Raw genomic sequence first — 11,596 nt, 5'->3', positions numbered from 1 at the left:
CTTGGTATACATTCTCTTGATCAGTTCCCTTGTATTGATGGTATTGTATATCCGAGAGCGGGGAAAGAACAAAAGTAAATAACCCCAAGAAAAAACCTCCCGCTGGGGAGGCGTGGGATTAGTACCGGCTGCTGCTGGAGCTACTGGAGCTGGAACTGGAACTAGAGCTGGAGCTGGAGCTTTCATATTTGGGGTAATGGTGGTGCCCCGTATAATGGTAACCTGCAGCCCAAGGATCCCAAGCACCGTATCCATCATAGTGGTGATGGTAATAGGGATAGTGGCCAAAGGGAACCGGGCCGCAGAAATCGGGACCACAGGGATCATACGGTACTGGAACCGGCACAGGTGTCGGTACAGGAAAGTAATGATGCTTATGATGCTTATGGTGCTTATGGTGGTGTTTGTGGTGGTGATGTTTGTGATGGTGGTATTTGTGATGGTGGTGCCTCTTTGGGAATTTCGGCATTTCCGGTATGGGCAATGGTTTCATGGGCATTTTTTCTCCCATGACGGATCACTCCTTTGGTTCAATGTCCACATTGACACTGTATCTTATGAGTTTTTACTGGCACTCGTACCTGATAGAAGCGCCCATCTTCCAGTTGATCCGTTTTTTCCGTCCTTTCCTTGGGTGATCCAATCAATTGCGATATAATAATAAGGGATTAGGGTTGGTTCAACTAATACCCCATCCGCCCAAACAACCTTTGTTGATGGGGCACTTGAAACATGTGGGGATACGCTTTTTTATCTTGAAATATGCTCCCGGGAGGGAACAAAGTGGATGTATTGCGAATTACTCCAAGGGGATATTGTTACGGTGTGGTAGATGCAATGGTGTTGGCGCGGGAAGCGGCCAAAAACCTGGATCTGCCCCGTCCGATCTATATTCTTGGCATGATTGTACACAATGCCCATGTGGTGGATGCATTTGAGGAAGAAGGCATCATTACCCTGGATGGGGATGATCGCCTCGATCTGTTGGAACAGGTAAAAGAAGGAACCGTGATCTTTACTGCGCACGGTGTCTCGCCAGAGGTGCGCCGACGGGCCAGGGAAAAGGGGTTAACAGTGGTGGATGCTACCTGTCCCGATGTGACCCGGACCCATGATCTCATCTTGGAAAAAGTGGCAGAGGGTTATGAGATCGCTTATATCGGCAAACGAGGGCACCCGGAACCGGAGGGAGCGATCGGTGTGGCTCCCAATCACGTTCATCTGGTACAAAATGATGAGGATGTGGAAAGGCTCAACATTCAGTCGGACAAATTGGTTGTCACCAACCAGACGACGATGAGCCAGTGGGATACACGCCATCTGATGAAAAAAGTGAAAGAAAAATTCCCTCACGCCGAGATTGTGAACGAAATTTGCTTGGCTACACAGGAACGGCAGGAAGCAGTAGCAGAGCAAGCCGGTAAAACGGAACTGGTGATAGTGGTTGGAGACCCCCGCAGCAACAACTCGGAACGTTTGGCTCAAGTTTCTAAAGATATTGCCGGTGTAGAGGCTTATCGCGTTGCCGATGTGACTGAGATCGACGTGGAGTGGTTAAAGGGAAAAAGCTATGTGGGTGTTACCGCCGGCGCCTCCACACCAACCCCGATCACACGGGAAGTGATTAAATACCTGGAGCAGTTTGATGAGAACGATCCCAGTACATGGACACCGGAACGCACCTTGAAAAAAGAGAAACTGCTTCCCCCTGTACGAAAAAAGAGAAAGAAGAATGCCTAAAAGACAGACCCATCACATCACTTACTAAAGACTGAAGCCACGCTGCAATCGGCGTGACTTCAGTCTTTTTTTGATTGAAATATTCTGTCATCAGTGGAATTCCAGCATGGACTGGTTACGCTCCCGCTTGGTGACATACGAATAACATTGGTTCATCGTGCCGCGAAACTCCACCCGATGATCGTTTCTCATGGGATTGTACCATTGGAAATATTGATCTTCGTGGAGGATAGACGGAGGGAATTTCTCTGAATCCCAAATCACATAGTACATCATAGACACCTCCTCTTATTAGCAGTATTTGTCTAAATACTTTTAAGTAAACCATTTTTCTCCTCTTTGGATAGAAATAAAAAAAAGCCCTGCAAAAAAACAGGGCTCAGATTGATGACAAAGTGGACCCGGATCCCGATTTCGCGCCTCTTGCCCTTTCAATGAAGGTGGGATGTTCGCTCCGTCTACTCCGTCCCCAACCAGCGGCCAAAAGACAAGTATGTATAGCCGCTTAACGGTTAGGGTCTGCGGAGACTCCGCTGGGTAGTGGGGCAAAGCGAGACTAAGGAACGAAGTGACTGAAGCGAGACTTGTGCTTTAGTGCAAAGCGAGACTAAGGAGCGAAGTGACTGAAGCGAGACTTGTGCTTTAGTGCACCGGAAATCGCTCCCCACTTCCTATATCTGCAAACTGGCTAAAGGGCTCTTCATATAAAAGTGGTGGTGTATTCATCCTAAATACATTTATTTGCGCGGGTTGGAGGGAGCAAGACCGAGACGAAAGCTGGAACGCAAAGCCCAGGCGCGTTGCGATCGTTTTTGATACTTAGGCAGGTGACGATAAATCTCAATTGCCTCCTCATAAGCTTGTTTACTATTTTCAATCTGGCCCAACTTACCGTATAACCATCCCAATCGATAATATCCTTCAACGGAAGAGGAATGAATGGTGCGAAAGTGTTCCAGATAATGCAGGGCTTTGTCGCTATCGATCGCTTCAAATGCTGCCGCCAGTCGGAGATACGGTTCTCCATACCTTACCCGCGGTTCCCGTTTCAACGCTTCCAACATTGCGTGCTCACCCTGTTGCAACTGGCCGGTCTTCAATCGGCATAAACCGATTTCCACCCCAATCTGAGCGGAGTCGGGGATCACTTGAAAGCATTGTTCCAGATGAGGGAGGGCTTCCTGATATTTTTTTCGCTCCATCAATAAACGAGCCAGTTCCAACCGATCCGAAGTGTGATGGGGATTTAACTCCAAGGATCGTTTCAGTTTTCGCAAGCGGGAAACGGTTTGAAAGGGGCGAAAGGCACTGGGAAATAGGCCGACAAAACGTCGATCCAAGAAATAAACGATCAATAGTAGCACTATAATAGCGATAAAGGGGTTCCCCAATATCATCCACAACAAACCAAAAGTAAAGAGCTTTCCCATACTCTCACATCCAGTGGAGAAAAATAACTCGCTCCTCACTGAGAGAGGGAGCGAGCGGAATGGTTATACAGCTTAATCTCGTTGATCCCTGTGTGCAAGCCACTGTTCTGCCCATACTTGCACTTCATCCATGGCCGGTTCCAATGCTTTCCCCTTCTCTGTGAGCTCATATTCGATCCGTACTGGCGTCTCCGGATAAATATTACGGGTTAAAATTCCGGCGGCTTCCAGTTCTTTGAAACGTTCGGCCAGCATTTTATCGCTCATACCGGGGATCATGGTTGAGATTTCCTTGAAGCGTTTCGGTCCATTCATCAAAACACGGATAATTAACCCGGTCCAGCGTTTACCCAACAGCTCAAAGGCGAATTCAAACGTTGGGCACAGTTTGTGATTGTGTTCATTCTTCATGGCGATCCACTCCTAACCCAATATTACCATAAACGCTTGACAAAAGTAAGTAGATCCTTTAAAATTAACGAACAAAAAGTAAGTAACTATAATTATTTGGAACCGAATTTAATAGAAAGCGAGGGGGAAACATGTTAGATCTAGGTTTATTGATTATCCGTTTGGTTATTGGCCTTACCATGGCTGGACACGGTGCACAAAAATTATTCGGCTGGTTTGGTGGTCACGGTATAAAGGGAACAGGTGGCTTTTTTGAATCGATCGGGATTAAGCCGGGAACGACGATGGCCGTGTTGGCTGGGCTGTCTGAGCTTATAGGGGGCCTTCTGTTTGCCGCAGGTGTACTTACTCCCGTGGCCGCTCTGTTGATCGTAGGGACGATGTTGGTGGCCATTGTCAAAGTTCACGGCAAAAGTGGTTTTTGGGTGTCGGAAGGCGGCATTGAATATAACCTCATTCTGATTGCAATCGCCGTCGGAGTTGCCTTGACAGGCCCTGGTGCCTATACCTTATTTTAATTAGCCAAAAAATAAACGCTCTCCTATGTGGAGAGCGTTTATTTTTTGCTTATTGGCAAAGTGGTTTCACATTTATAAACGAACCGTATCAGGTAGTTATTTTCCGTTAAAGCCGATCACTTTGGCTTTGTTACTGCGCAAGGGTAGGCGACGGTCCTTTTTCTTGTGGGCGATAAATTTGGCGATGTCGGAAGGGTGGGGATGTGTCCACTCCGGCGGTGTATATCCTTCATGGGGGTGGATCAGATAGTATTCCAACACGGTCTCCAGCAATTCCTCAAAGGGATGCAGTGGAACGCGCTCCTTTAACAACAATTTGCTGATGGACCAAAGAATGCCGGGAGTGAGCCCGCGCTCTTCCAGTTCTTTGACCAAGTCGGGGGTGTGTGATTTGGCTTGTTTCAGCCAGCGCGCCACCCAGTCATAGGTGATCAGCTGATCCAGTCGGCGATCGATGACTTGCCGTAGGTGAGTGAGCAGGATGGTAGCCGCTTCTTCCCCTTCTTGTGGGTTCCAGCGACCGTTTACCCGTTCCACGGGATGAAGGGCAACTGTTCCCTCCTTTGCTGTGAGGGAAAACCGTAATGGAGGGTGCAAGATACCGTCCGCCAAGCGGTTACCGCGAATACAAATCCGGTAATGATTTGGTTCCAACTCTGAATGGGAACGGATACGTACGGATGGGAGATATACCCCCAACCGGTTAAAGACTTCTTTGCGAACGGATTGAATTCTTCTGCTGAAATGAGGGTCGGATAACAACTGCTCATATAGGTTATTGCCTAGTTCTAGTGACAAAATGTCTCCCGTTTGTTCTCCATAAGCATCTGACAAACTCCAGTCAGCCATCAGGTTATTCTCTCCTCCAAACATGCGATAATCAAGAAGGAGGCATCGGGTGCAGGATCCCGATCGGAACCGCCTCTTGTATTGAGGATCCCTCGTAGGTGCCCCAAGCCATCACGCCATTCAAATAATCGACTTGGAATAGCGCTTCTTCGCCCTCGACGCGATACCAGTGTCCGGGGGAAATTTCCGCAGGATCTCGCAAGTAAGACAGTGCAAATTGAATCTGTCTTTGGATCACCGCCAGTTCGCCTACCTGGGAGGAGCGTTGGGCTTGTACTTTCGCTTGTTCCAATCGTTGAATTTCACGCTTTACTTCTTCGGTACTCATACGGCTGAAGTGTCTCAATCGATCCGCCTCCAGAATCATCGCGGTTTCGGCGTTCGCTACAGGATATTATATCAAACCATTTCTGCTTTAGGGGTGTCTGATTCATTTTATACTGATACAGAAGGGTGGGTCGTTTTGCTGTGATACAATGGGACACGAGGAGGCGATCCCGTCATGTCGGTGATCATTCTGTTTATCGATGGAGTGGGATTGGGGGCGGAAGCGGATTATAACCCGTGGGCTACCGAATCTACTCCTAACCTCAACCGTTTGCTGGCAGGGCGGAATTTAGTGGCGGATGCGGTGGGACGGGCATCGGAGAAAAGCTTGCTGTTGGCGGCTGATGCAACCTTAGGAGTGCCGGGTCTCCCCCAGAGCGCTACCGGTCAAGCGACGATTTTCACCGGTCGCAATGCTCCCCAGGCGATGAATCACCACCAGAGCGGCCTTCCTTTTCGCAGGTTGCGAGAATGGGTGGAACAGGAGAATCTTTATCTCCATGCACAACGAAAAGGCTATACGATCACCTTTGCCAACAGCTACACGCCGGAGTTTTTTGATTTGCCAACGACCCGACGCGGTTGGGTTTCCGTTTCTACCTGCGCCATCCGCAGCACCGGGCAACCGTTGCGGACGTTGGATGATTTGCTGGCGGGACGGGCGGTTTACCATGATCTAACTCGTCGTTTTTTGGCGAGAAAACGGGGCGATATCGATGAGATTTCGCCGGAGACGGCTGCTGATCACCTGCTCGGTCTCGCTTGTGAGCACGATTTGGTGGTGCATGAATTCTTTTTAAGCGATCTGGCGGGACACAAACAGAATCGTGAAGAGATGAGCTGGGTAACGCGCCATTATGATGTTTTTATTGGTTCTGTCGTCAACCAGCTGCGCCAGCATGATCTATTGTTGCTGGTCAGTGATCACGGTAACAGCGAAGATTTGCGCGTAAAAACTCATACCATGAACAACGTGCCGCTGCTAGCGGTTACATCCGATATCGCCTTTTTGGACGAGATGGAAAAGGCACGGGAATTGTGGGATTTGACCCATATAACCCCGGTAGCATTGCAATGGTTGGAAAATCACAATTAGTGCTGAAGAGAGAAGAGGACTCTTCCGCAAAATGGAAAAATAGGTCGGTGTACGAGACAGAAAGTTATAGTTGGTTCACAGACCAAATAAGGAGGCCTAAAAATGGAAAAATATGTACCGCGTGTGCGGGAGGCCGCCATTCCGGAAGACGGGGGCTGGGCGGAACTCTCTGGTGAACAAGTATTGATTCTTTCGGTGCCGGAGTGGGAAGGATTGGTCGATCGCTCAGCGGAAGGATACCGCTATGTATGGATGTACGATCGGCAAGCGGATGCCTATCTTTTTTGTTTTCGCCTTGAAGACGGTACAGAACGCGCCTTAGCATTTGCCAAGGATCACGGTGGCTTGCTCCTGCGGGATGAACGAATCCAAGGAACATTCGCGTTGTTGGTGACGGCACGCCCGTTGGCTGCTGTAGAGGATGACACCCCCATGTTGTTGTTGCGGGGGATTACGTTAAAAAGGCATCCCAAAGCAGGTTGGTGAATGGAGGGGCTCTTTTTACGGAAACCCTAGAGGAAAGAATAACCACATAGGGAGCGCGTAATCATGGAGCATCCATTTGACCCTGTAGAAATCACCCTCCGTACCTTTGCGGCGTATGCCGCTTTATTGGCATCGACAAAGCTATTGGGTAAACAGACGATCGCACATATGAATATATTTGAATTTGCGGCGTTTATCTCGCTGGGAGCGATGGCTTCCAACTTTGCGTTCAATATGAACATGAACAAATGGAATATGTTGGTCAGTATGGGCGTGTTTACACTCATTTCTGTTACGGTAACGTGGCTGTCATTAAAAAATAAGCAATCCCGTCGCCTGTTTGCTGGAGTGCCTACCGTACTAATGGAGAAGGGGGAAATATTGGAGCAAAATATGAGTAAACTGGGCTATACCTTGGATTATTTGAAACAACAACTGCGGCAAAAGGGTTGGTTTGACCTGGACCAGGTTCATACGGTCATTTTGGAACCCAATGGAGAATTGAGTGTGCTGCCGCAGTCGGGCCATTTTCCCATAACCAGAAAAGATTTTGGTTTTCCTGCCACCCCTGCGCTTGTACCAGTGGAAGTGATTCAGGAAGGAAAATGGAATCATCCCTCCCTCAAGCAATACGGCATCTCCAAAGAAAAAGTGGAACAGGAACTGCGGCAAAAGAATATCGATTCTGTGGATCAGGTGTTTTATGCCGTGTATAACACACAGGGAAAGCTGTTTGTCGATCTGTACAACAAACAACATTCCTGATTTTACTCACGAATCACTACCATCGTTCCAATCGGCACCCGCCGGGCCAAATCTTCCACGTCGGCGTTATACATGCGAATACATCCTTTGGAGACCCGCTGCCCGATGGAAGCGGGTCGATTGGTTCCATGGATGCCATAACCCCTCCGTGACAGCCCCATCCACATCGTACCGTAGGGAGTGAGCCGTCCCCCCGGTCGGCTGTATGGATAGGGAACTTTGTTGATAATGTGATAAGTGCCGGTGGGTGTCTGCGTCAAAATCCGTCCAATCCCGACGGGGTATGAACGGATGATGCGACCCCCTTCCATCAAATATAAGCGGCGATCGGATAAATCCACCATAATGCTGGGCATGAAAGTTCCCCCTTTTTGCCATTATGCTATGCCTGAAAGTGGGGGAATGCGCATGCCTGGATTGAACCGTCCGAGTGCTCCAGCCGTTTTTGAAAGGCGATGATGGCGGCCGCGTATAGCGTGATCTGAGAACAACGAGACCAGGGTGAGACTTGGCTAGTGATCATGGAGCAAAGATGGAAATCATTCTGATCGCTGAGTGGGAAAGAAGGTGTTCCGGTTGAATTGGTTGCTGAAAATCATTATGTATACGGTACTTATCCACAGTCTGCAATGGTTACTGCCGGAGTTTCATTATTCCCATTGGACGGCAACCGTTGTAGTCGCTTTATTTTTAGCAACGGTGGGACATTTCGCTGATCAATGGGTCCTGCCCCGATTGGGTAATCCCATATCCAGTATCATGGGCGGATTGTTTATCATCGGAACGGTATGGGCGGCACAATTTTTATATCCGGGATCCACTGTTCCCCTTTCCGTGGCGGCAGTGATAGGAATTGTGTTAGGCGTGGTGGAAGCCCGGATGCACCAAGAAATTTTGAGAAATAGAAAAGAACGGTTGCCGTGATCAATGGAGGAAGGGGGGAGGGGAGATGGTAGGTTCGCTGTTCAAGGTGATGGACAGACGCTTGCGGGCATCGACGGATGCGAAAAAAACCGTGTCAATCGATTGGACTCCCTTATGGGTCAGCTCTTGTTTGATCCAGGTTTGATCCACGCCTAAATACTTTAATACGGCTTCCTGTATCTCTCCTTCCAAAATGACAGGGAATGCAACGCCGTTTTTTTGGGTGCCTGTAATTCCCCACTCTTCCCGTGTAACCGCCTCTTTTTCAGGTACCTTTTTTACCGACAGATGACCGCTGGGTTCCAAAATGGCTAACTCCACTTCGGACAGATCAAAAATCTTTTGCTCTCGCAACATGACCAGAATGTTATCAATGGGGTAGCGGATTTTTTTCATGTTTTGTTTAAGAAATTTTCCTTTGTATACAACAACGGTAGGTTCAAACGTAAATAAACGACCCACCTTGCGGGAGGAGATCACCCAATGGGAAACAATACGCTGCAACAGTCCAACCAACATGATGGCGTATATTGTCGGCATGTGATGGAGCCGTGGATCCGTGATATCCGTACCCACTAACGCCCCCAATGTGATGATGATCAAAAAATCAAAGACGGGCATCTCTCCCACGACCCGTTTGCCCATAAACAGTGTAATCGCCAACAGCAAAGGGATCGACGTCAGTATGCGAAGAGTGATCATTCCATAATAGTGCCATCCCTCACTAATTAATTGGTTCATCAAAAATCCCCCCTTCCTCTTTATAGTGGGGAAGGAGGTGCGATCTGATTCATCGACGGGAAGCGATTTTTTATTATAAGCTAAAACATGGCAGGCTTACATGTTGAATGACGACATATCGTAAACCTCTTCTCCTTGAAATGGCGAGCTTCTCGCTTCACTGAGCCGACTCCTGCCTCACTCTCTAGTAGACACTGTGTAGGTTCGAACCTCTCGATAGCCCTAAAACGCGCCTGAAATGATTCACATCATTTGTCACAAACATATGATGGTCAATATACGGAATCGACTCGACTAAAATGTTGAAAGTTCACCGGAAATGTGATACGTTACTACTTGTGAAATTGCGCTAGAAGGATCCAAGATTCACTTAAAGGGTTGGGACCTCTGAGGACTAACCTTCCCCCGTGGTGAACGAGCAGATCCTAGCGGAATATTGGCTTAACACCATATTTCCTAGGAAAGGGGGCCGAAGGGGATGGAATATTCCACTTTCGGACGACATGTAGCCATGGATGCTTGGGGTGTCGATTTTGATCTGCTCAACGATGCCTCCCTGTTGGAGAAGCACATGAAAGCGGCAGCGGAAAAGAGCGGCGCTACCGTGCTTTCGTCCCAAGCCAAGGCCTTTGACCCACAAGGGGCGACCGTACTTGTTCTCTTGTCAGAAAGTCATATCTCGATTCATACCTACCCGGAAAAAGGTTTCGCTGCCCTGGATTGCTACACATGTGGCTACGAAGTCGATCCGATGGTCGCTATTGAGTACATGCTTGATGTTCTAAAACCGACACAAGCGTTTCCCAAGGTGATGCATCGTGGTGACGGTCCGATCGAGGTAGTCCAACCGGAAAAACAACCGGTAAAAAGTGCGATCTGATGAAAAACCACACCTCCGCCATTTGGTGGGGGTGTTTTTTAGTGATGGGCGATGGAGCGTTGGTGCTATACTGGATTGGATAGGAAAATGGGGAGAAAGTGTTAGAGTCTCTACAAACCCCCTTTATCCTAAATTTATCGAATCTAAAGAAAACGATTTTCCCGTATCGGGGTATGAATGGAGGGTGGGTATGAAACGTTTTTCCTATCGGTTTCGGTTTAAAAATCGGCGCAGGGGAGAGATGAAAGTCTGGCTGGCTGAGCTTCCTGTCCATCACGGACAAAGAGTCAAACAAGATACCGTTCGTCGTTCTCCTGATCAATCATCGCAAACCGATATTGCCGGAAATCGTATTTCTTACTACTGTTTAAAACCTGGCGAAGAGATCGAGAATGATTATGAAATTGAGGTAACTCCTTCACAGGAATGGGATTCACCGCGATCACTATCCGAGACGGAGCGGGCATTTTATCTACGATCCACTGCCTTTGTTCGGATTACGGATGAGATCCGAGAATTGGCAGCAGAGATCTGTAAGGGTTTAGAAGCGGATGAGTCCAAGGCGTGTGCCTTGTTCGATTATGTTTGGAAGCATTTTCGCTATATCTATCCACCAAAGGAGCGGGGAACGGTTTCTTTCTTACGAAATAAGAAAGGGGATTGCGGGGAGTTTTCTTTTTTTATATGCCGCACTTTGCCGCTCCCAGAATATCCCCTGTCGGACGGTGGTGGGTGCTTTTGCTATGGGGAAACACCATGCACACGTGTGGGATGAGGTGTTCTTGAAGGGGAGTGGTTGGATACCGGTAGATACCTCCATGGCAAATGTACAATTGAAGCAGCCATGGCGTTTCTTGTTTAGTCATATCCGTACGCTGCGTCCACGGGAGTATTTTGGCCGCTTGGAAGATCAGCGGGTTATTTTTTCAGTGGAGTCTGATATTACACCGATGCCGGACTATCCGAGGGAACGGGAGGCTGGGGGATTAGAATTTCCCGTCGATGGTCGAATGTTCTTTTGGGGATCACAGTTGGTTGAAGGAAATATCCCTTATCTGCAACCGATGTATTTTTACCATGAAGATCCCGGGAGTCGTACCTCTTTGGAGGATGTGCTCGGGGACTTCCGGGTACAGGAGCGCGATTTGCGGAATCATCTTCAGATTGCCAAGGGGATCCTGGGATGGATGGTAATTGCGGCTGCGGCTCTTTACTGGTTGAGCGCATGGGGGTTGATGAGTCTGTTGTATAGCCTTTTCGCCATTGGGTATGCACTGATATCGGTTTTGCGGAGAGAGCGTCCCTTTTTTTTCGCGGCTGTCGCTCTTTTTTTCCTCACTCTGATCGTGCTCCCATTTTTACCTTGAGACTGCTTACGCTAGTGAGCATGGTGGATGCTTGGATCGAGCAACACGATTAAGCCCCCCTG

At 48.5% G+C, this 11,596-nt stretch carries 16 protein-coding genes and 1 pseudogene; 10 read left to right on the top strand and 7 right to left on the bottom strand.

The annotated features are described in order from the left end of the window. Nucleotides 1–348: 348 nt before the first annotated feature. Both C8J48_RS18825 and C8J48_RS13925 read left to right on the top strand, forming a co-directional pair. A complete protein-coding gene (locus tag C8J48_RS18825) occupies nucleotides 349–513 on the top strand; it encodes a hypothetical protein (RefSeq protein WP_170105555.1) in 165 nt (54 codons plus the stop codon). 270 nt (nucleotides 514–783) lie between these two features. Further along, nucleotides 784–1,740 (top strand): 4-hydroxy-3-methylbut-2-enyl diphosphate reductase, encoded by a 957-nt coding sequence (locus C8J48_RS13925; protein WP_107727866.1) that lies wholly within the window; start codon nucleotides 784–786, stop codon nucleotides 1,738–1,740. 90 nt (nucleotides 1,741–1,830) lie between these two features. Here the strand turns inward: C8J48_RS13925 and C8J48_RS13920 are convergent, their stop codons facing one another. The 3 genes from C8J48_RS13920 to C8J48_RS13910 all read right to left on the bottom strand — a co-directional run bounded on the left by C8J48_RS13920 (nucleotide 1,831) and on the right by C8J48_RS13910 (nucleotide 3,581). Then, nucleotides 1,831–2,013, bottom strand: coding sequence for a hypothetical protein (locus C8J48_RS13920; protein ID WP_107727865.1), 183 nt, complete (start codon nucleotides 2,011–2,013; stop codon nucleotides 1,831–1,833). A gap of 464 nt (nucleotides 2,014–2,477) precedes the next feature. Then, entirely contained in the window at nucleotides 2,478–3,170 is a 693-nt protein-coding gene (locus C8J48_RS13915) for a tetratricopeptide repeat protein (protein ID WP_107727864.1), read from the bottom strand. Nucleotides 3,171–3,242: 72 nt separating this feature from the next. Beyond that, on the bottom strand, nucleotides 3,243–3,581 hold the full coding sequence (locus C8J48_RS13910) for a winged helix-turn-helix transcriptional regulator (protein WP_107727863.1): 339 nt from the start codon (nucleotides 3,579–3,581) through the stop codon (nucleotides 3,243–3,245). Between the two features lie 131 nt (nucleotides 3,582–3,712). Here C8J48_RS13910 and C8J48_RS13905 point away from each other — a divergent pair, with 131 nt between their 5' ends. Beyond that, nucleotides 3,713–4,099 (top strand): DoxX family protein, encoded by a 387-nt coding sequence (locus C8J48_RS13905; RefSeq protein WP_107727862.1) that lies wholly within the window; start codon nucleotides 3,713–3,715, stop codon nucleotides 4,097–4,099. Nucleotides 4,100–4,195: 96 nt separating this feature from the next. On the opposite strand, the gene C8J48_RS13900 is transcribed toward C8J48_RS13905, so the two are convergent. Next, nucleotides 4,196–4,948 (bottom strand): FHIPEP family type III secretion protein, encoded by a 753-nt coding sequence (locus C8J48_RS13900; RefSeq protein WP_170105553.1) that lies wholly within the window; start codon nucleotides 4,946–4,948, stop codon nucleotides 4,196–4,198. A 31-nt stretch (nucleotides 4,949–4,979) separates the two neighbouring features. After that, nucleotides 4,980–5,294, bottom strand: a complete 315-nt coding sequence (locus C8J48_RS13895; protein WP_170105551.1) for a DUF1811 family protein — start codon at nucleotides 5,292–5,294, stop codon at nucleotides 4,980–4,982. 156 nt (nucleotides 5,295–5,450) lie between these two features. Between C8J48_RS13895 and C8J48_RS13890 the strand changes: the two genes are divergently transcribed. The 3 genes from C8J48_RS13890 to C8J48_RS13880 all read left to right on the top strand — a co-directional run bounded on the left by C8J48_RS13890 (nucleotide 5,451) and on the right by C8J48_RS13880 (nucleotide 7,622). Beyond that, a complete protein-coding gene (locus tag C8J48_RS13890; protein WP_107727859.1) occupies nucleotides 5,451–6,371 on the top strand; it encodes an alkaline phosphatase family protein in 921 nt (306 codons plus the stop codon). Between the two features lie 102 nt (nucleotides 6,372–6,473). Beyond that, nucleotides 6,474–6,857 carry a hypothetical protein gene (locus C8J48_RS13885; RefSeq protein ID WP_107727858.1) on the top strand — a complete coding sequence of 128 codons (384 nt, stop codon included), beginning with the start codon at nucleotides 6,474–6,476 and terminating at the stop codon, nucleotides 6,855–6,857. Nucleotides 6,858–6,920: 63 nt separating this feature from the next. Continuing rightward, nucleotides 6,921–7,622: a YetF domain-containing protein gene (locus C8J48_RS13880; protein ID WP_107727857.1), complete on the top strand. Its 702-nt coding sequence runs from the start codon at nucleotides 6,921–6,923 to the stop codon at nucleotides 7,620–7,622. 2 nt (nucleotides 7,623–7,624) lie between these two features. On the opposite strand, the gene C8J48_RS13875 is transcribed toward C8J48_RS13880, so the two are convergent. Beyond that, nucleotides 7,625–7,978 (bottom strand): L,D-transpeptidase, encoded by a 354-nt coding sequence (locus C8J48_RS13875; RefSeq protein ID WP_107727856.1) that lies wholly within the window; start codon nucleotides 7,976–7,978, stop codon nucleotides 7,625–7,627. A gap of 220 nt (nucleotides 7,979–8,198) precedes the next feature. Here C8J48_RS13875 and C8J48_RS13870 point away from each other — a divergent pair, with 220 nt between their 5' ends. Continuing rightward, a complete protein-coding gene (locus C8J48_RS13870; protein ID WP_107727855.1) occupies nucleotides 8,199–8,546 on the top strand; it encodes a DUF2512 family protein in 348 nt (115 codons plus the stop codon). On the opposite strand, the gene C8J48_RS13865 is transcribed toward C8J48_RS13870, so the two are convergent. Further along, nucleotides 8,547–9,287, bottom strand: a complete 741-nt coding sequence (locus tag C8J48_RS13865) for a DUF421 domain-containing protein (protein WP_245891232.1) — start codon at nucleotides 9,285–9,287, stop codon at nucleotides 8,547–8,549. A 478-nt stretch (nucleotides 9,288–9,765) separates the two neighbouring features. On the opposite strand from C8J48_RS13865, the gene speD reads away from it, so the two are divergent. The 3 genes and pseudogenes from speD to C8J48_RS13855 all read left to right on the top strand — a co-directional run bounded on the left by speD (nucleotide 9,766) and on the right by C8J48_RS13855 (nucleotide 11,534). After that, nucleotides 9,766–10,167 (top strand): adenosylmethionine decarboxylase, encoded by a 402-nt coding sequence (gene speD / locus C8J48_RS13860; RefSeq protein ID WP_107727854.1) that lies wholly within the window; start codon nucleotides 9,766–9,768, stop codon nucleotides 10,165–10,167. Between the two features lie 190 nt (nucleotides 10,168–10,357). After that, nucleotides 10,358–10,922 (top strand): annotated as a pseudogene (locus C8J48_RS19120) (transglutaminase-like domain-containing protein); the annotation flags it as partial. Nucleotides 10,923–10,949: 27 nt separating this feature from the next. Next, nucleotides 10,950–11,534, top strand: a complete 585-nt coding sequence (locus C8J48_RS13855) for a hypothetical protein (protein ID WP_245891230.1) — start codon at nucleotides 10,950–10,952, stop codon at nucleotides 11,532–11,534. Nucleotides 11,535–11,596: the final 62 nt, after the last annotated feature.

The organism is Desmospora activa DSM 45169, from assembly GCF_003046315.1.
Classification (GTDB): domain Bacteria; phylum Bacillota; class Bacilli; order Thermoactinomycetales; family DSM-45169; genus Desmospora; species Desmospora activa.
The sequence above is the reverse complement of the archived record's forward strand: the minus strand, read 5'-3'. Positions and strand labels throughout refer to the sequence as shown.